Source organism: Streptosporangium sp. NPDC048047, assembly GCF_040653115.1.
Taxonomy (GTDB): domain Bacteria; phylum Actinomycetota; class Actinomycetes; order Streptosporangiales; family Streptosporangiaceae; genus Streptosporangium.
Genome location: NZ_JBEZNH010000034.1, coordinates 32792 through 50234 on the forward strand (window position 1 = coordinate 32792; position 17443 = coordinate 50234).

At 73.0% G+C, this 17443-nt stretch carries 16 protein-coding genes; 12 read left to right on the forward strand and 4 right to left on the reverse strand.

What is annotated here, in order from left to right:
* The first annotated feature begins 141 nt into the window (after positions 1–141).
* Positions 142–1257 (forward strand): hypothetical protein, encoded by a 1116-nt coding sequence (locus AB0D67_RS25630; RefSeq protein ID WP_362940746.1) that lies wholly within the window; start codon positions 142–144, stop codon positions 1255–1257.
* A 46-nt stretch (positions 1258–1303) separates the two neighbouring features.
* On the opposite strand, the gene AB0D67_RS25635 is transcribed toward AB0D67_RS25630, so the two are convergent.
* Positions 1304–2329 (reverse strand): neutral zinc metallopeptidase, encoded by a 1026-nt coding sequence (locus AB0D67_RS25635; RefSeq protein WP_362940749.1) that lies wholly within the window; start codon positions 2327–2329, stop codon positions 1304–1306.
* Positions 2330–2460: 131 nt separating this feature from the next.
* Here AB0D67_RS25635 and AB0D67_RS25640 point away from each other — a divergent pair, with 131 nt between their 5' ends.
* Positions 2461–4278, forward strand: a complete 1818-nt coding sequence (locus AB0D67_RS25640) for a DUF2207 domain-containing protein (RefSeq protein ID WP_362940752.1) — start codon at positions 2461–2463, stop codon at positions 4276–4278.
* Positions 4279–4468: 190 nt separating this feature from the next.
* Complete coding sequence (locus tag AB0D67_RS25645) at positions 4469–4888, forward strand: hypothetical protein (RefSeq protein WP_362940755.1); 420 nt, start codon at positions 4469–4471, stop codon at positions 4886–4888.
* A gap of 83 nt (positions 4889–4971) precedes the next feature.
* Here AB0D67_RS25645 and AB0D67_RS25650 read toward each other — a convergent pair whose 3' ends face one another.
* Complete coding sequence (locus AB0D67_RS25650; protein ID WP_362940758.1) at positions 4972–5919, reverse strand: asparaginase; 948 nt, start codon at positions 5917–5919, stop codon at positions 4972–4974.
* A gap of 56 nt (positions 5920–5975) precedes the next feature.
* Here AB0D67_RS25650 and dtd point away from each other — a divergent pair, with 56 nt between their 5' ends.
* The 6 genes from dtd to AB0D67_RS25680 all read left to right on the forward strand — a co-directional run bounded on the left by dtd (position 5976) and on the right by AB0D67_RS25680 (position 12222).
* Entirely contained in the window at positions 5976–6401 is a 426-nt protein-coding gene (gene dtd / locus AB0D67_RS25655; RefSeq protein ID WP_362940761.1) for a D-aminoacyl-tRNA deacylase, read from the forward strand.
* Between the two features lie 125 nt (positions 6402–6526).
* On the forward strand, positions 6527–7540 hold the full coding sequence (locus tag AB0D67_RS25660) for an Lrp/AsnC family transcriptional regulator (RefSeq protein WP_362940764.1): 1014 nt from the start codon (positions 6527–6529) through the stop codon (positions 7538–7540).
* 5 nt (positions 7541–7545) lie between these two features.
* Entirely contained in the window at positions 7546–8502 is a 957-nt protein-coding gene (locus AB0D67_RS25665) for a polysaccharide deacetylase (protein WP_362940766.1), read from the forward strand.
* A 74-nt stretch (positions 8503–8576) separates the two neighbouring features.
* Positions 8577–9875 (forward strand): MFS transporter, encoded by a 1299-nt coding sequence (locus AB0D67_RS25670; RefSeq protein ID WP_362940768.1) that lies wholly within the window; start codon positions 8577–8579, stop codon positions 9873–9875.
* Positions 9875–10966 (forward strand): 2-dehydropantoate 2-reductase, encoded by a 1092-nt coding sequence (locus AB0D67_RS25675; RefSeq protein WP_362940771.1) that lies wholly within the window; start codon positions 9875–9877, stop codon positions 10964–10966. The genes AB0D67_RS25670 and AB0D67_RS25675 overlap by 1 nt, the downstream gene beginning before the upstream one ends.
* Complete coding sequence (locus tag AB0D67_RS25680) at positions 10963–12222, forward strand: M20 family metallopeptidase (protein WP_362940774.1); 1260 nt, start codon at positions 10963–10965, stop codon at positions 12220–12222. Before AB0D67_RS25675 ends, AB0D67_RS25680 begins: the two co-directional genes overlap by 4 nt.
* 141 nt (positions 12223–12363) lie before the next feature.
* Here the strand turns inward: AB0D67_RS25680 and AB0D67_RS25685 are convergent, their stop codons facing one another.
* Together AB0D67_RS25685 and AB0D67_RS25690 are read right to left on the reverse strand one after the other, a co-directional pair.
* Positions 12364–13350 carry a glycine cleavage T C-terminal barrel domain-containing protein gene (locus AB0D67_RS25685; protein WP_362940777.1) on the reverse strand — a complete coding sequence of 329 codons (987 nt, stop codon included), beginning with the start codon at positions 13348–13350 and terminating at the stop codon, positions 12364–12366.
* Between the two features lie 20 nt (positions 13351–13370).
* On the reverse strand, positions 13371–13784 hold the full coding sequence (locus AB0D67_RS25690; protein ID WP_362940780.1) for a Fur family transcriptional regulator: 414 nt from the start codon (positions 13782–13784) through the stop codon (positions 13371–13373).
* A 370-nt stretch (positions 13785–14154) separates the two neighbouring features.
* Here AB0D67_RS25690 and efeU point away from each other — a divergent pair, with 370 nt between their 5' ends.
* Genes efeU through efeB form a run of 3 tightly spaced genes read left to right on the forward strand, consistent with a single transcriptional unit; the run spans position 14155 to position 17365 of the window.
* Entirely contained in the window at positions 14155–14979 is an 825-nt protein-coding gene (gene efeU / locus AB0D67_RS25695; protein ID WP_362940783.1) for an iron uptake transporter permease EfeU, read from the forward strand.
* Between the two features lie 11 nt (positions 14980–14990).
* On the forward strand, positions 14991–16127 hold the full coding sequence (gene efeO / locus AB0D67_RS25700; RefSeq protein WP_362940786.1) for an iron uptake system protein EfeO: 1137 nt from the start codon (positions 14991–14993) through the stop codon (positions 16125–16127).
* A gap of 20 nt (positions 16128–16147) precedes the next feature.
* On the forward strand, positions 16148–17365 hold the full coding sequence (gene efeB / locus AB0D67_RS25705) for an iron uptake transporter deferrochelatase/peroxidase subunit (protein ID WP_362940789.1): 1218 nt from the start codon (positions 16148–16150) through the stop codon (positions 17363–17365).
* The last annotated feature ends 78 nt before the right edge of the window (positions 17366–17443 follow it).

Genomic DNA, 17443 nt, shown 5'->3' on the forward strand with positions numbered 1-17443 from the left:
AGCACCCGGTACGGCCGCCGCGCCGTACGAAGCCGTATAAAAGGTCGCCGCCTCAGGGAGAAACCGTACGGTACGGCCGCCCCACCGGCCGAGTACGGCGAAGCCCCGCCCGGCCGGGTGGAAACGCAGTAATGTCCCGCCATGCGCTCCTCATACGGATTCATCGGCGCCGTTTCCCTGACGTCGTCCGCCGCCCTCCTCACCGCGGGGATGACCGGCGCTCCCGCGACGGCGGCCGTGGATCGCGTCGCCTCCGGCGGAGCGCCCGCCGCCGCGGCACTCCTCGCCCCGGGCGATCCCGGCGGCCGGGTCCCCGTCCCCGCCGAGGCGCGCGCCGTGAACACCTCCCGCCCGACCCGGGTCGTGGGCAGGGGGACCCCGGCGAGCTGCACCTCCGAGGCCGTGGTCCGGGCGGTCGCCGCGGGCGGGATCATCACGTTCTCCTGCGGCCCGAAACCGGTGACGATCAGGATGAAGGCGACCGCGAAGGTGGTCAACACCAGCGCCCAGGTCGTCCTCGACGGCGGCGGAAAGGTCACCCTCAGCGGCGAGGGAAGACGGCGGATCCTCTACATGAACACCTGCGACAGGGCCCAGAAGTGGACCACGTCGCACTGCCAGGACCAGGAAACACCGCGACTGACCGTCCAGAACCTGACGTTCGCCGACGGCGACGCCACCGGGCAGCGGACCGACGGCGGAGGCGGCGGCGCGGTGTTCGTGCGCGGCGGCCGGTTCAAGGTCGTCGGCTCCTCCTTCGTCCGCAACCGCTGCGACACCACGGGACCCGACCTCGGCGGCGCGGCCATCAGGGTGCTCGACCAGTCGCGCGACCTGCCGGTCCACGTCGTCGGCAGCACCTTCACCGGCGGCGTGTGCTCCAACGGCGGCGCGCTGAGCAGCATCGGCGTCTCCTGGGTCGTCCTCAACAGCGTCATGAGCGGCAACCGGGCGGTCGGGAAAGGCGCCAACCCCGCGCGCGGCGGCACGCCCGGCGGCGGCAGCGGCGGAGCGATCTACAACGACGGCGACCGGTTCACCACCCGGATCGCGGGCTCGGTCATCCGGGACAACGCCGCCAACGAGGGCGGCGGGGCCGTCTTCTTCGTCAGCAACGACCGCACCGGCACCCTGACCGTCGAGCGGTCCACCCTGCGGGGCAACCGCAGCGCCCGGTTCGAGACCGGGGGCTACCCCGGTGTCTTCTTCCTCGGATCGGGAAAGCCCCGGGTGGTCTCCTCCACGCTCGCCCGATGAGGAACGATGAGGAACGGGGACGGTCCCGGAGGGGGCCGGCGACCGGTCAGCTGACCTGGGAGGCGGGGACGACCCAGGTGTTGCAGTAGCCGATCTTGGCGTACCGCCAGCCCTGGTGGATCCAGGCGGCGAAGTGCTCGCCGCTGCCGTGGTCGCGCAGGCCCGCGCCGTTCTGGTCGTCGCCGCGGCCGTACTCCGACTCCAGCACCTCCTGCCAGCGTGAGCCGGTGATGGCGAGCGGGGTGCGGACGCTGCGGGCGAAGACCCCGGCCAGGCACTGCGCCTGGAGCTCCGACCGGCGGCTGTAGGCGTTCTGGGCGGCCTTGGACCGGTTGGAGACCTCCCACCACCAGGCGCCGCCGATGCCCGCCATGGACTGCACGTGATGGCCGTACTCGTGGGCGAGGACCGTCAGGTAGGGCACGTGGTTCCCGGCCGGGTTCTGCCGGCCGGTCTGCTCGATCACATGGCCCAGGCCGATGTACATGCCCCGGTTGGAGGGGCAGTAGTAGGCGGCGGCGTTCGGGGCGGGGTAGGTGCCGCAGGGGCCGCGGCCCGGGCGGGACCAGTAGACCCGGCGGGGAGCCTGGAACACCGCTCCGGCCTGCGAGAACTTCCCCTCCCACGCCCGGTCCAGGCACGCGGTGACGGCGTTGAGGTAGGCGAGCATCTCCTGCGACCGGGCCGAGGGGCGCGGGGCGCGGCATGACGTGGGGAGCATCACGCCGGTGCCGTACAGGGGGTTGCGCTTGAGGCGGGCGGCGGTGTCGGCCCGCCGCATGGTGCGCAGGTCGACGACCGGGCGACGGGCCGCGACCGGCGCGACACGGGAGCCGGAGGCGGAGCCGAGGTTCAGCCGCTGCGGGGGCCGGAAGCTGGGCGGGGCGACCTCGGCGCCCTCGACCCGCTCGGGGACGGGGCTCTCGGTCGCCACGGGGCCCGACCCGGGGGCGGCCGGGGCCTCGGCGTCGTCCCCGCCCGCCAGACCGGCGACGACCACGACCGCGGTGAAGGCCGTGGCGAGGAGCCCGAGAACGCCGAAGGCCAGGGGGCTCGACCCGCGCGACCGCATGTGACCGCCTTCCCGAAGAATGATCTCCGTCCGGCAATCTAGCGGATATCCCTATATAGACGTTTAAGGACTGAAAAATTGGTTACGGCCCGGCCGCCACGGATGGGCGGTTCTCGATAGGCTCCCGAGCCATGGCGGGATCTCTGATGCACCGAGCGGCGAGGGGCCTGGCCGTGGCCGCCACCCTCGCACTCACCCTGGGCGCCTCTCCGGCCCTCGCGACGGACACGGCGGGCGCGACGGACACGGCCCTTGCGACGGACACGGCCCTTGCGAGGGACGTGGCAGGCGCGGCGACCGTACCGGCCGGGCGGACCGCGCAGGCCGGGCGAGCCGCGGTGACCGCGCCGCTCGCCGCACCCGGACGCGCCCCGCGGGGAACACTGAACGAGCGGAGCGCGCGCGACGGGAAGGTGACGAAGGACGCCGTCGAGCTCCAGCTGCGGCCGGACGGCGTCCTGCACGTCAAGGAGACCCTGGAGTTCCAGGGGACCGGACCGACCCGCAAGCTGGTCACCCGGACCCGCTACGACGACGGCCACGACCGGATCTACCAGATCACCGGCCTGCGGGGCGGCACCCTGCAGGGCGACTCCCTCACCGTCACCGGCCGGAGCCCCGCCACGCTGGAGTACGACGTCAAGGGCGCGGTGACCCCGCTGGGCGACGCCCAGGAGCTGCGCTGGTACGCCGTGGGCGGCTGGCCGGTCCCGGTGGACCTGGCCACGGTGAAGGTGACCGGGCCCGCCCAGTTGCAGAGCCTGTCCTGCTTCGCGGGTGTGCTGACCTCCGCGATCGGCTGCACCGCCGCCTCCCCCGACCACACCGGGACCACCGCGGACTTCGAGCAGCAGGAGCTCGGGGCGAACGAGGTGCTGACCGTCGTCGTCGGCTACCCGGCGGGCGCCACCAGGGGCGCGCCGATCCTGGAGCGCCGCTTCGAGCTGTCCAACGCCTTCACGCTGGACGCCGTCACCGGCGGCGCGCTGGCCGGCCTGCTGGTCCTGCTGCTCGGCGGCATCGGCCTGCTCTACTGGACGCGGGGCCGCGACGCCCGCGTGGTCGGCCACGAGGCCGGCGCGCTCGACGCGGTGCAGAACGGCCACTTCGCCCCGCCGGACGGCGTGCGCCCCGGCCAGATCGGCACGCTCGTGGACGAGCAGGCCGACGTGGTCGACGTGACCGCCACCATCGTGGACCTCGCCGTCCGCGGCTACCTCCGCATCGACGAGCAGCCGCGCCAGACCTACGACGCCCCCGACTGGACGCTCGTGCGGCTGCCGGGCGCCCAGGTCGGCTCGCTCATGCCGTACGAGCGGGCGCTCTACGACGCGATCTTCGACGGCCGCGACGCGGTGCCGCTCTCCCAGCTCCAGGGCACGTTCGCGGCGAACCTCGGCAAGGTCCGCGACGCGCTCTACCGGGACGTGGTCACCCAGGGCTGGTTCGCGCGCCGCCCCGACACCGTCCGCACCCGCTGGACGACCGTCGGCGTGGTGCTCACCTTCGCCGGGGTGCTCGCCACCGTCGCGCTCGCCTGGTTCACCACGTACGGCGTGCTCGGCCTGGCCCTGATCATCGCGGGTGCGGCGCTGGCCGTGGGCGGGCAGTACATGCCGGCCAAGACCGCCAGGGGGTCCGCGGCCCTGGCCCACACCCTCGGCTTCCGGGAGTACCTCGCCCGGGGCGACCTCGGCTCCGAGGTGCCCCCGGCGCAGCGGGTGGAGCTGTTCTCCCGTTACCTGCCGTACGCGGTGATCTTCGACAGCGTGGACCGCTGGGCCCGCGTGGTCTCCTCGGTCACCGGCAACGGGCAGCAGGCCGACAACCTGTACTGGTATCACGGCCCCGCCGAGTGGGACCTGTCGAAGTTCGCCGACTCGATGCGGACGTTCACCACGACGACGTCGGGTGCGATCTCCGCGACCCGGCAGCTCCGCTCCCTGTAGGCCGTTCCCGGGCGGCACCTCTCCCGGGCCACGCCTCTCCCGGAGCGTGCCGGGCGGGCCGTGGACGGCCTCCCGTCAGGAGGACCGCGGACGGCTCCTCCCCAAGAAAGGACAAATCGGGCGTGCGCCTCGCGGGCGGGGGAAGGACCACGGTCCCCCGCCCGTCTCACCGGCGATGGGAGGAGCCGCCATGAGGATCACCGCCCGACCGCACCAGCTTCCGGCCCGCGTCGCCGCCGGGCTCGTCATCCTGGAGTCCGGGCTGTCCATGGCCGCCGCGAACGACGAGCGCGCCCGGCAGACCCACGGCATGGCCGCCGGAACCTACCCGTTCCTCAAGGACCTGGACCCGCAGGAGTTCACCCGCTGGCTCGCCAGGTCGGAGATCGCCCTCGGCGCGGCGCTCCTGCTCCCCGTGGTGCCGTCGGCGCTGGCCGGCGCCGCCCTCGCGGCCTTCGCCGGCGGGCTGATGGGCCTGTACCTGCGGACCCCGGGCCTGCGGCGGCAGGGCAGCCTGCGCCCCACCCCCGAAGGGCTAGGCATCGTCAAGGACGTCTGGCTGCTGGGCATCGGGGCCGGGCTGGTGGCCGAGGAGCTCGGCGAGGGCTGACCGCCCCGGCGGCGCGTGACCACCGGGGCGGTTCGATCCGAGCGGTCAGGGGCGGCGCGGGCGGATCTCCTGATCGCGAGCGGTCAGGGGCGGCGCACCCGGACCTCGCCGACCGGACGGCCGCCGCCGTACAGCACCCCGGCCGCCAGCTCGTCGAGGTCGTCGCCGGAGAAGCCCAGCGCGCGCAGCGCCTCGACCGTGACGGGCGTCCGCGCCCGCTGGCCACCGTCCTCGATCTTGACGGTTCCGGCGCGCCCGTCGCCGAAGGCGAACGCGTCGAACGCCTCGGCGCCCGCCTTGAGCATCAGACCGGGCACCGCGCGCATCAGCCGGGCCTCGGGCCGCCGGGTGCCGGACGTCCACTCGGGGTGGGCGCGGAAGGCGTCGGCGACACGGCGCTCGGGGCTACCGGGCTCGGCCAGCACGAACGCACGGAACGCCCGGGTCACGCCCACCATCGAGACGAAGAACAGGGGGGCGCCGCAGCCGTCCACGCCGGTGGCGGCGACGCGCTCGCCGGTCAGCTCCTCGACCACCTCGCGGATGGCCCGCTGCAGCGGGTGCGCCGGGTCGAGGTAGGTCTCCACGGGCCAGCCGTTGGCGACGCAGGTGGCGAGCATCGCCGAGTGCTTGCCGGAGCAGTTCATGTGAACGCGGGACGGCCCGCCGCCCGACCGCAGCAGCTCGTCGCGGGCGGCGTCGTCCGCGGGCAGGTCCTCCGGGCAGCGCAGTGCGCTCTCGTCCAGGCCGGCCCTGGAGAGGATCTTCCTGGCCCCCTCCACGTGGAACGGCTCCCCGGAGTGGCTGGCGCAGGCCAGCGCGAGCAGCTCGCCCTCCAGGGCGAGGCCGTGGCGCACCATGGCCAGCGCCTGGAGCGGCTTCATCGACGAGCGCGGCGACACCAGGGCGTCGACCGCGCCGTGCACCCTCACCGGGGACCCGCCGGCCTCGACGGCCAGCATCCGCGCCCGGTGGGTGGACTCCACGAACCCCGAACGGACGACTTCGACAACCAACGACTCAGCAGACACCTTTGTCTCCTTTCGCGTGGATTCTAGGGTCACCGGGTGCGCGAGATGATGGGGGGATGCGTGCGGTGGTGCAGCGGGTGAGTTCCGCTTCTGTGACGGTGGACGGCGTGACGACCGGGGCGATCGACGAGCCCGGCCTCCTGGTGCTGGTGGGGGTGACGCACACCGACACCCCGGCCGAGGCCGCGAGGCTCGCCGCCAAGCTGTGGGGCCTGCGGATCCTGTCCGGCGAGAAGTCCTGCTCCGACGTGGGCGCGCCGCTGCTCGTGGTCAGCCAGTTCACCCTGTACGGCGACGCCCGCAAGGGCCGCCGCCCCACGTGGCAGGCCGCCGCGCCCGGCCCGGTGGCCGAGCCGCTGGTGGAGGCGGTGTGCGCCGAACTGCGCGCGCTGGGCGCCCGGGTGGAGACCGGGGTGTTCGGCGCCGACATGAAGGTCGCCCTGGTCAACGACGGGCCCATCACCCTGGTGCTGGACATCTGACCGGGCGGCCCGTCCGGTCGCACCCCCTGTCCGCCATGCCTGATCAATCAGATTTTACCCATAAATCATGGATAGCGTCAGTTTAGGGTTGCTTTTGGGAGATTCCGTCAGCAATCCTGGGTCGCATGCAACCCGGCGCCCCCGTCGACGAACTCGACCGCGCGATCGTCGCGGCCCTCCAGCTGAACGGGCGGGCCCCTTGGAGCCTCGTCGCCCGCCTCGTCGGCGCGAGCGAGTCCACCGTGGTCCGCCGCGCCGCCGTCCTCGGCGAGAGCGGCATGCTCCGCGTCATCGGCGTGGTGGACGTGCTGCGCTGCGGTCTCGGCGTGCCGGTCCTCACCCGGTTCCGCTGCCGGCCCGGCGCCACCTACGACGTCGCCGGCGCGATCGCGGCCCGCCCCGAGGCGAGGTTCGTGGCGGTGGTGTCCGGCGCCGCCGACTGCGTCGCCGAGTTCGTCGTGCCCGACCACGCCGCGCTCGGCCGCGTGCTGGTCGCCGACGTGCCCGGCGGTGACCTGGTCATCGAGAGCGAGACGCACGCGGTCATCCGGACCTTCGTCTCCAACCATGACTGGAACCCCGGCGTCCTCACCCCGGAGGCCGCCGCCGAGCTGCGGGACGCGGCCGAGCTCCCCTTCGAGGACCGGTTCCGGGACGGCCCCCCGGAACGGCTCGACGAGCTGGAGCAGGCGATCGTCCAAGCCCTCGGCCGGGACGGGCGGATGCCGTACAAGGCCCTCGCCGCGGCCGTCGGCAGCAGCGAGTCGACGGCGAAGCGGCGGGTCGAGTCGCTCGTCCGGCGGGGCTGCCTGCGGTTCCGCACGCTCGCCGAGCCCGAGGTGCTCGGCTACGCCGTGGAGTTCATGCTCTGGCTGGAGGTCGAGCCCGGCCGGCTGGAGGCCGCGGGCCAGCAGCTCGCCGCGCACCCCCTGACCCGCTACCTGTCGGCGACCACGGGGCGCTTCAACCTCGCCGCCCAGGTGGCGCTGCGCCACTACGGCGACCTGTTCCGCTACATGACCGACGACGTCGGCTCGCTGCCCGGCCTGCGGGCCGCCGACGTCACCCTCCAGCTCACCACCTTCAAGCGGGCCTGGGTCCCCACCCCCGCCGCCCGACCGGACCGGAAGGAACCGTGACCGCCATGACCGCCCGTGTCCCCGACCCCACCGAAGCCCCCGGGCAGCAGCCCTGGCAGTGGTCCGAGCAGACCTGGCGCGGCCACGTCGACCGGGTGCGCGCCGGGCGTGGTCTCACCCCCGGCTCCTGGCCCGGCGGCGCCCGGGTCGCCGTCGCGCTCTCCTTCGACTCCGACCACGAGACGATCCCGCTGCGCGAGGGCGAGACCCGGCCCGGCAAGCTCTCCCAGGGGGAGTACGGCGCCCGCGCTGGCACGCCCCGCGTCCTGCGCCTGCTGGACCGTCACGGCATCCCGGCGTCGTTCTTCATGCCGGCGGTGTCCGCGCTGCTGCACCCCGGCGAGGTGCGCGACTACGTCGCCGCCGGCCACGAGGTCGCCATGCACGGCTGGATCCACGAGCGCAACATGCTGCTCGACCCGGTCGACGAGCGGGAGCTCGCCTTCCGCGCCGCCGACACGCTGGAGCGGCTCAGCGGCACCCGCCCGGTCGGCATCCGCACCCCCTCGTGGGACTTCTCCGACCATACCCTCGCCATCACCCGGGAGCTCGGCCTGGTCTACGACTCCTCGCTGATGGCCGACGACGAGCCGTACGAGCTGCTGGCCGACGGCGAGCCGACCGGCGTCGTGGAGATCCCGGTCGAGTGGATCAGGGACGACGCGCCGTACCTGATGATGGAGCGCTACGGCGGGCTCCGGCCGTACACCCCGCCGCGGGACGTCGCCGGCATCTGGCGCGACGAGTTCGACGCCGCCTATGCCGAGGGCGGGCTGTTCCAGCTCACCATGCACCCGCACATCATCGGGCACCGCTCCCGGATGGCGGCGCTCTCCGAGCTGCTCGACCACATCGCCGGGCACGACGGCGTCTGGTACGCCACCCACGCCGACGTCGCCCGGTACGTCCTGCGGGAGTCCCCCGTGGACCCCGCCCCCGCTCGCCGGCCGGAGCCCACGTGATGAGCCCCGCCCCCGCCCGCCGTACGGCCGGCCCGAACGGCCCGAACGGCCGAGAGCGCATCGAAGGAACCACCATGAGCGTCGAGACACCCACCGGAGCGCCCGCCACGCGCCTCACTCCGGCACAGCGCAGGGCGATCGTCGCGGGCGCGATCGGCAACACCGTCGAGTGGGTCGACTGGGCCATCTACACCACCTTCGCGTCGGTGTTCTCCCGCCAGTTCTTCCCCTCCGGCAACCCCACCGTGAGCCTGCTGTCCACCCTGGCGGTCTTCGCCGTGGGCTTCCTCATGCGCCCCATCGGCGGCGCGATCCTCGGCGTGTACGGTGACCGGCACGGCCGCAAGAAGGGCATGACGCTGACCATCACGCTGATGGCGGCGGCGTCGTTCGTGATCGCGATCTGCCCCGGCTACGAGGTCATCGGCGTCGCCGCGCCGGTCGTCCTGGTGCTCGCCCGCCTGGTCCAGGGCTTCTCCGCCGGCGGCGAGTTCGGCACCTCGTCGGCCTTCCTCATCGAGTCGGCCGCGAGCGGGCGGCGCGCGTTCGCCGGGTCCTGGCAGCAGGTCTCGGTCGGCGGCGGCGTGCTGATCGCCTCGGCGCTCGGCACCGTCCTCACCTCCTTCCTCGACGAGGCCGCGCTGGGAAGCTGGGGCTGGCGCATCGCCTTCGCCATCGGCGGCCTGCTCGGCCTGATCGGCCTGTGGCTGCGCGTCTCGGTCCCCGAGACCGAGGCGTTCTCCAAGGCCGAGGCGTCCGGCCGGACCCGTGCCAACCCGCTCACCGCGATGTTCCGGGAGCACCCGCGGGCCGCGCTCCGCGTCGTCGGCGTGACCATCGCCGGAACCCTGCTCTACTACATCTGGGTCAGCTACATGCCGACCTACGCCCACGTCGACACCGGCATCCCGCTGAACCAGGCCCTGCTCGCCAACACCATCGCGGTGGTCGTCTTCCTGATCCTGCTGCCGTTCGGCGGCCTGCTCTCCGACCGGATCGGCCGCAAGCCCACGATGACCGCCTTCGCGCTGGGCTTCCTCGTCATCGCCTGGCCCGCCTTCCACTTCCTCGACGGCGGCTTCGGGGCCCTGCTCGTCATCGAGATCGTCGGCATGGTCTTCCTGGTCGGCTACTCCGCCAACTGCGCCGTCGTCATGGCCGAGCAGTTCCCCGCCGAGGTCCGCACCACCGGCATCGGCCTGCCGTACGCCCTGTCCGTCGCGGTCTTCGGGGGCACCGCCCCGTACGTCACCACCTGGCTCAGCTCGAACGGCTACCGCGAGCAGGTGTGGCTCTACGTGGTCGCCGCGGCCCTCATCGGCGTGATCGTCTACACCACCATGCCCGAGACCAGGGGAAAGGAGCTGACCTGATGACCGGGCCACGTCACACGCCCGCCACCGCGGCGACCACCGGGACCGCCGAGGCCGGAGCGACCACCGGGACCGCGGGAGTCTCCCCGGGCGCGCCGTACACGATCGTCGGCGGCGGGGCCATCGGCGGGAGCGTCGCCTTCCACCTCGCCCGGGGAGGGCACGACGTGCTGCTCGTCGACGCCGATCCCTCACATGTCGCCGCGGTCCGCCGCGACGGGCTGGTGCTCCGGGGGGCGGCGGGCGACGAGACCGCGCGGGTCCGCGCCGCGACCCCCGAGGAGGTGGACGGCCCGCTGCGGCACGTCCTGCTGTGCGTCAAGGCCCAGGCCACCGGAGGCGCGGCCGGCTGGATCGCGCCCCGGCTCGCCCCCGGCGGCTTCGTCGTCTCGGTGCAGAACGGGCTCAACGAGCGGCTCATCGCCGAGCACGTCGGGGCGGACCGCGTCGTGGGCGCGTTCGTCAACCTCTTCGCCGACGTGGTGGAGCCGGGCGTCATCCGTGACGGCGGACCCGGCGCCTTCGTGGTCGGCGAACTGTCGGGCGAGTCGAGCCCCCGGGTCGACCGGGTCGTCTCCGACCTCGCCGGGCTGGGCGCCAAGGCCACCGGGAACATCAACGGCTACCTGTGGTCCAAGCTGGGCTTCGGGATCATGCTGACCGCGACCGCGCTGGCCGACGCGCCGATGGCCGGCCTGATCGACCGGCACCGCCCGCTGATGTACGCCCTGGTGGCCGAGGTGTTCGCGGTCGCCGAGCGGCTGGGCCACCGGCTGGAGCCGTTCGACGCGTTCGATCCCGGGGCGTACCTGCCCGGCGCGCCGGAGGACGCCCGCGAGGCGGCGACCGACCGGCTCACCGCCTGGCTGCGCACCCAGCCCAAGGACCGCAGCGGGATCTGGCGCGACATCGCCGTACGGCGCCGCCCCGTCGAGGTGCACGACCACTACGGGGCCGTCTTCGCCGAGGCGGACGCGGCCGGGGTCGCCACCCCGCTGACCCGCGGTGTGCTCGCCCGCCTCGCCGACGTCGAGGCCGGGCGCGTCCCGATGAGCGAGGACCACCTGCGCGACCTGGAGGCCACCCGATGAGCGCGGGAGACTTCACGGACATGAGCGGCTCGGGAGACGTGGACGCGGAGGGCGTGAGCGACGTGCGGGACACGAAGGACACGGCAAGCGCGGGGGACACGGGAAGCGCGACGGACGCGCGGGCGCTGCACGCCTGGATCTCCGGGCACCGCGCCGACCTGCTCGCCGACCTGTCGGAGTACGTCTCGCTGGAGACCCCCAGCAACGACAGGGCGCTGCTCGACGCGGGCCTCGCGTGGCTCGACGGCTACCTGGCCGAACGGCTGGGCGCCCCCGCGGCCACCCGGCGCATCGACGGCGGCCCGTACGGCGACATCCGGGTGAACGACTACCCGGGCCGGGGGACCGCGCCGATCCTGCTGCTCGCCCACTACGACACGGTATGGCCGGCCGGCACCCTCGCCGCCTGGCCGTTCGCCGTCGAGGGGGACCGGGCGAGCGGCCCCGGCGTCTTCGACATGAAGGCGGGGCTGGTCCAGCTCGTCTGGGCGCTGCGCGCGCTGGACGCCGCCGGGCTCCCCCGGCCGCCGCTGCGGCTGCTGCTCAACGGCGACGAGGAGATCGGCAGCCCCGCCTCCCGGCCGCTGATCGAGGAGGCGGCCGGCGACGCCGCCGCGGCGCTGGTGTTCGAGGCGAGCGTGGACGGGGCGCTGAAGACCGAACGCAAGGGCGTCGGCATCTTCCGCCTGGAGTTCACCGGGGTCGAGGCGCACGCCGGCCTCGAACCGGCCAAGGGCGCCAGTGCGATCGACGAGCTGGCGCGGGCCGTACGGCTGCTGCACGACCTCACCGATCTCGACGCCGGGACGACCGTCAACGTCGGCGTCGTCTCGGGCGGCACGGGCTCCAACGTCGTCGCCGGGGCCGCCCGCGCCGAGGTGGACGTCCGCGTCGCCAGCCAGGGTGAGGCGGCCCGGGTGGACGCCGCCCTCGCCGCCCTGCGCCCGCACGACCCCCGCGCCTCGATCGAGATCACCGGCGGGTGGAACCGCCCCGTCATGGAGCGGAGCGAGGGCACCGCCCGGCTGTTCGGGCAGGCCCGGGATGTGGCCGCCCGGCTCGGCCTCGATCTGGGCGAGCGGTCGGTCGGCGGGGCCAGCGACGGCAACTTCGCCGCCGCGCTCGGCCTGCCGGTCCTCGACGGGCTCGGCGCGGTCGGCGCCGGCGCGCACGCCCGGCACGAGCACATCAGCATGGACGGCATGGTGGAGCGCGCCGCCCTGACCGCCGCGCTTCTGCACACCCTGGCCTTCTGACCCGCGGCGGCCGTCTTCCGGCGGCCGGAACCTTTCCGGGGACCCGGGCCTCTCCGGGGACCCGGGCCGGCGAGCGGCCCGGCCCCTTCGCCGAGGGCCGGGCTCGCCTCTCAGGGCCCGCCGCCGGAGGGCGGGGTCGTGTCAGCGGATGCGGCGGCGCAGGGAGGGGTCGATGGTGACGTTGCGGCCGGCGTCCGGCGGCACGACGATCTCCTGAGCCGCGGCCACCCCCCCGGCCTGGAGCGTGGCGTCCACCGGCACGGTCCGCTTGACCACGGCCAGCGCGACCGGGCCGAGCTCGTGGTGCCGGGCGGCGCTGCCGACGAAGCCGACCTCCGCGCCGTCGCAGGTCACCGGGTCACCGTGCCGGGGCAGGGTGTCCACGCTGCCGTCCAGGTGCAGGAAGACCAGGCGGCGCGGCGGGTGGCCGAGGTTGTGCACCCGGGCCACGGTCTCCTGACCCCGGTAGCAGCCCTTGCTCAGGTGCAGCGCCGGGCCGATCCATCCCACCTCGTGCGGGATCGTCTTGTGGTCGGTCTCGAAGCCCAGGCGGGGGCGGTGCCCCTCGATCCGCAGCGCCTCGTAGGCCCACAGCCCGGCCAGGGCCATGCCGCCCAGCCGGTCGGCCAGCAGCGCCCGCGGCAGCAGCACGTCGCCTCCGATGACGACGGACCCCTCGGGCGGGGCGACCGTCGTCCCCTCGGCGACGGAGACGACCGCGTAGTCACCGGTCACGTCGGCGATCTCGACCCGGAGCATGAACCGCATCTTCTCCAGGAACGCGACCAGCCCGGCCGACGTGCCCGGCTCGACGTGCGCCCACACGGCCTCGCCGTCGTCGACGAGCGTCAGGTGGTGCTCCACGCGGCCCTGGGCGTCCAGGAACAGCGTCTGGGTCGGCACGCCGGGCGCCAGGCCGTCGAGCTTCTGCGACGTCAGGTCGTTGAGCCAGCTCAGCCGGTCGGGCCCGGAGATCCGTACGACCTCCCGGTTGCTCCGGTCGACCATCGCCTCGCCCGCGAGGAACGCGCGCTGCTCGGCGAACGGGTCGCCGTAGTGTCCGGCGACGTCGGCGTCGGGGGCCTCGGCCGCGACCGCGCCGGGAGTGTCCAGCAGAGGGCTTCGCATGGTCCCAAGCCTACGAGCCCTCAGCGGCACTTACGGCAACGCCCGAACACCGTCAGGTGGTGGACGTTGACCGCGAACCCCAGCTCCTCGTCGAACCTGGTCACGAGGTCGCGCACCAGCTCGGGCTCGACCTCGTCGATCTCACCGCACTCGTGGCAGACCAGGTGCACGTGGTCGGCGTCGGCGGCCAGGTGGTAGGTCGGGGCGCCGTGCCCGAGGTGGGTGTGGGTGACCAGGCCGAGCTGTTCGAGCAGTTCGAGGGTGCGGTAGACGGTCGAGATGTTCACCCCGCGCGCGGTCTCCCGCACCTTGGCGCAGATCTCCTCGGGGGTGGCGTGCCCGGCGGCCTTGATGGCCTCCAGCACCAGCTGGCGCTGGGGGGTGACCCGGTAACCGTGCGCCCGTAGTTGCTCGTGCCACGACGTCTCGGACATGCCCAGAGTCTAGGAGCAACCCCGGCGGACCGGGGCCGCACACTCCAGGAGAGGAGGCGGCGACCCGGATCGGGATGGGCGGCGGCCGGAACGGTCGCCGGCGCGGGGAGGCGGCCCGGGATCCGCCGGAACCGCTCCGGCGTGCCGGCCTTCTCGCGCGGACGGGGGGCCGCCTGGTTAGTTAGGTGAGGCTATGTTAACTTTTACGGCAAGTAGCGGAGCCGTGGCCGGGCTCTCCTCCGACGACTCTGAGGAGCATGCTGTGCTCGCCGTCATGAACATCGCTGCGCGCGATCCGGGCCCCGCAGGCGGATCGCCTGCCACGCCGTAACGCCATTTCGCGCTCATCACCCTCGGAGTTGGAGCAACAGTGTTCGCCAGCTATCTCATCGGCCTGCGTGAAGGGCTCGAGGCGACGCTCGTCGTCTCGGTCCTGGTCGCCTTCCTGGTCAAGAGCGACCGCAGGGACAAGCTCCCGCACGTCTGGGTCGGCGTGCTCACCGCCGTGGCTCTTTCGGTCGGCTTCGGAGCGGTCCTGACCTTCACCGCCGCGCAGCTCGGTTTCCAGCAGCGGGAGCTGTTCGAGGCGATCACCTCGCTGCTCGCCGTCGTGTTCGTCACCTGGATGATCTTCTGGATGCGACGGGCCGCCCGCGCCCTGTCCGGCGAACTACGCGGCAAGCTCTCCGAAGCGCTGGCGCTGGGCTCCCTGGCCGTCGTCATCATGGCGTTCCTGGCCGTGGCGCGCGAAGGGCTGGAGACGGCGCTGCTGTTCTTCGCCTCCGTGCAGGGCGCCACCGCCTCCTCCCAGCCGCTGATCGGCATCGCCCTCGGCCTGCTCACCGCGGTCGCGCTCGGCTACGGCCTGTACAGGTCCGCGGTGCGCGTCAACCTCACCCGCTTCTTCACCTGGACAGGCCTCCTGCTCATCCTGGTGGCGGGCGGAATCTTCAAGTACGGCGTGCACGATCTGCAGGAGGCCGGCGTCCTGCCCGGCCTGAACACCTACGCCTTCGACATCAGCGCCATCCTGCCCGCCGACTCGTGGTACGGCGCGCTGCTGTCGGGAATGCTCAACATCACCCCGCAGCCCAGCGTCCTGGAGACCATCGCCTGGGCCGCCTACGTGATCCCCTCCCTTTACTTCTTCCTGCGTCCTTCACGCACGCAGCTCGCTCCCGCGCACGCGGCCTGAACAGGAGCATCATGTCCGCCATCATCCGTCTCGCCGTCGGCGCCCTGGCCTTGGCCGCGCTCACCGCCTGTGCGGCCGAGACCCCTGCCACCGGCGGCCCCGGCGCGGCGGCCAAGCCCGCGAAGGTCACGGTCGCCGCCAGCGACACCGAGTGCAAGGTCGCCGTCTCCGAGGTCGCCGCCGGCGCCAGCACGTTCTCCATCACCAACGGCGGCAGCAAGGTCACCGAGTTCTACGTCTACGCACCGGGCGACCGGGTGATGGCCGAGGTGGAGAACATCGTGCCGGGCCTGACCCGTGAGCTGATCGCCGAGCTGCCGGCGGGCAGCTACGAGACGGTGTGCAAGCCCGGCATGACCGGCAAGGGCATCCGCAACCCGCTGAAGGTCACCGGCGAGCACAAGCCGCTGAACGCGGACGCCAAGCTCGCCGAGGCGACCGCCGGCTACAAGCGGTACGTCAAGAGCCAGAGCGACACACTGCTGGTCAAGACGCAGGAGTTCGTGGACGCGGTGAAGGCCGGCCGGATCGACAAGGCCAAGGAGCTGTTCCCGGTGGCGCGCACCTACTGGGAGCGCATCGAGCCGGTCGCGGAGATCTTCGGCGACCTCGACCCGGCCATCGACGCCCGCGAGGCGGACCTGGCCGAGGGTGAGGAGTGGACCGGCTTCCACAAGATCGAGAAGGATCTGTGGATCACCAAGGACATCAGCAAGGACGGCCCGGTCGCCGACAAGCTGATCGCCGACGTCAAGACCATCGTGGAGAAGGCCAACGCCGCGGAGCTGACCCCGCTCAACCTGGCCAACGGCGCCAAGGAACTGCTCGACGAGGTCGCCACAGGCAAGATCACCGGCGAGGAGGACATCTGGTCGCACACCGACCTGTGGGACTTCGCCGCCAACCTGGCCGGTTCCGAGGCGGCGGTGCAGTCGCTGCGTCCCGTTCTGGAGGAGCGCTCCCCCGACCTGGTCAAGACCCTGGACGAGAAGTTCGCCGCCGCCGAGGCCGAACTGGGCAAGCACCAGAAGGGGAACGGCTGGAGGCTGCACAACGAGCTGTCCAAGGAGGAGCTGAAGAGCCTGTCGGATGTGATCAACGCGCTGGCCGAGCCGATCAGCAAGATCGCGCCTGTCGTGGCCGGGTAGGCGCCGCCATGAACCAGCGCATGAGCCGGAGAGCGGTGCTGGGCCTGGGCGCGGCCGGCGTGGCGGCGGCAGGGACCACCGCCGTCGCCGCCCGCTCGCTCAGGACCGACCCACCGGTCGCACATGTCTCATCCGCCTCCGACCCGTTCCCCTTCTACGGCGAGCACCAGGCGGGCATCGTCACTCCGGCCCAGGACCGGCTGCACTTCGTCGCCTTCGACGTCACCACCGACAAGAAGGCCGAACTCGTCGACCTGCTGCAGGAGTGGACGGCCGCCGCCGCCCGCCTCACCCAGGGCAAGGAGGCCGGGGCGTTCGGCGCCGTCGGGGGACCGGCCGAGGGCGCGCCCGACGACACCGGAGAGGCGCTCGGCCTGCCCGCCTCCGGACTCACGCTGACGGTCGGCTTCGGCTCCACGCTGTTCGACGACCGCTTCGGGCTGGCCGACCGCCGGCCCGCCGCCCTGGCCGACCTGCCGAAGTTCTCCGGTGAGCATCTGATCCCCGAGATCTCCGGCGGTGACATCTGCGTGCAGGCCTGCGCGCACGACCCCCAGGTCGCGGTGCACGCCATCCGGAACCTGGCGCGCATCGGGTTCGGGCGGGTGTCGGTGCGCTGGTCCCAGCTCGGCTTCGGCCGTACCTCCTCCACCTCGCGCGCCCAGGCCACCCCGCGCAACCTGATGGGGTTCAAGGACGGCACCAACAACATGAAGCTGGAGGACACCGCGCTGGTACGCGACCAGCTCTGGGCCACCGCGACGGACGGGCCCGGCTGGATGGCGGGCGGCAGCTATCTGGTCACCCGCAAGATTCGCATGATGATCGAGACCTGGGACCGCGCCCCCCTGCGGGAGCAGGAGGACATCTTCGGCCGCGACAAGGGCGAGGGCGCGCCGGTCGGCAGGAAGCAGGAGTTCGACCCGGTGGACCTCACCGCGATGAAACCCGACGCGCACGTACGGCTCGCCCACCCCTCGGCGCACGGCAACGCGCATCTGCTGAGACGCGGTTACAACTACGTCGACGGCTCCGACGGGCTGGGGCGGCTGGACGCCGGGCTGTTCTTCATCGCCTACCAGCGCGACCCGCGCAAGCAGTTCGTGCCGATCCAGACGAGTCTCGCCAAGGCCGACTCTCTCAACGAGTACATCAAGCACGTCTCCAGCGGCCTGTTCGCCTGCCCGCCCGGGGTCCGGGACGCCGGCGACTACTGGGGCCGGGAGCTGTTCGGGTAGCCGGGCGGGACGGATGGAAAAACGTTTGCCTCGCGCTGACCCGGCCGCATAGCTTTGGGGCACGCAGAAAGGAGGTGG

Excerpts from the sequence above, each read along its gene's own strand:
- AB0D67_RS25630 (WP_362940746.1), top strand. The coding sequence starts at position 142 with ATGCGCTCCTCATACGGATTCATCGGCGCCGTTTCCCTGACGTCGTCC.
- AB0D67_RS25635 (WP_362940749.1), bottom strand. The coding sequence starts at position 2,329 with ATGCGGTCGCGCGGGTCGAGCCCCCTGGCCTTCGGCGTTCTCGGGCTC.
- AB0D67_RS25640 (WP_362940752.1), top strand. The coding sequence starts at position 2,461 with ATGGCGGGATCTCTGATGCACCGAGCGGCGAGGGGCCTGGCCGTGGCC.
- AB0D67_RS25645 (WP_362940755.1), top strand. The coding sequence starts at position 4,469 with ATGAGGATCACCGCCCGACCGCACCAGCTTCCGGCCCGCGTCGCCGCC.
- dtd (WP_362940761.1), top strand. The coding sequence starts at position 5,976 with ATGCGTGCGGTGGTGCAGCGGGTGAGTTCCGCTTCTGTGACGGTGGAC.
- AB0D67_RS25660 (WP_362940764.1), top strand. The coding sequence starts at position 6,527 with ATGCAACCCGGCGCCCCCGTCGACGAACTCGACCGCGCGATCGTCGCG.
- AB0D67_RS25665 (WP_362940766.1), top strand. The coding sequence starts at position 7,546 with ATGACCGCCCGTGTCCCCGACCCCACCGAAGCCCCCGGGCAGCAGCCC.
- AB0D67_RS25670 (WP_362940768.1), top strand. The coding sequence starts at position 8,577 with ATGAGCGTCGAGACACCCACCGGAGCGCCCGCCACGCGCCTCACTCCG.
- AB0D67_RS25675 (WP_362940771.1), top strand. The coding sequence starts at position 9,875 with ATGACCGGGCCACGTCACACGCCCGCCACCGCGGCGACCACCGGGACC.
- AB0D67_RS25680 (WP_362940774.1), top strand. The coding sequence starts at position 10,963 with ATGAGCGCGGGAGACTTCACGGACATGAGCGGCTCGGGAGACGTGGAC.
- AB0D67_RS25685 (WP_362940777.1), bottom strand. The coding sequence starts at position 13,350 with ATGCGAAGCCCTCTGCTGGACACTCCCGGCGCGGTCGCGGCCGAGGCC.
- AB0D67_RS25690 (WP_362940780.1), bottom strand. The coding sequence starts at position 13,784 with ATGTCCGAGACGTCGTGGCACGAGCAACTACGGGCGCACGGTTACCGG.
- efeO (WP_362940786.1), top strand. The coding sequence starts at position 14,991 with ATGTCCGCCATCATCCGTCTCGCCGTCGGCGCCCTGGCCTTGGCCGCG.
- efeB (WP_362940789.1), top strand. The coding sequence starts at position 16,148 with ATGAGCCGGAGAGCGGTGCTGGGCCTGGGCGCGGCCGGCGTGGCGGCG.